The sequence below is a fragment of the Chromohalobacter sp. HP20-39 genome (assembly GCF_033052815.1).
Lineage (GTDB): Bacteria > Pseudomonadota > Gammaproteobacteria > Pseudomonadales > Halomonadaceae > Chromohalobacter.
This window is the reverse complement of the sequence record NZ_JAWHTP010000996.1, coordinates 1-249: the sequence shown is the minus strand read 5'-3', so window position 1 is coordinate 249 and position 249 is coordinate 1. Positions and strand designations below refer to the sequence as shown.

At 71.5% G+C, this 249-nt stretch carries 1 pseudogene; it reads left to right on the top strand.

Annotated features, from left to right (window positions below):
* Window positions 1–249, top strand: a pseudogene (locus tag RVY79_RS20955) (efflux transporter periplasmic adaptor subunit); the annotation flags it as partial.

Sequence of the window (249 nt, the reverse complement as noted above, 5' to 3'; positions counted from 1 at the left end):
CGCTGGTCACCGAGGGCGCGCTGGTGGGCCAGGGCGAGGCGACGCCGCTGGCCGTGGTGCAGCAGGTCGACAAGCTCTACGTGAACTTCACGCAGTCCGCCGGCGAGGTGTTGCGGCTGCGCCAGGCGCTGGGCGACGGCCGGCTGCAAAGCGCCGGCAAGGATGCAGCCCAGGTGCAGCTGCTGCTCGAAGACGGCAGCGCCTACCCGCTGCCGGGCAGGCTGCTGTTTTCCGACCTGAGCGTGGACC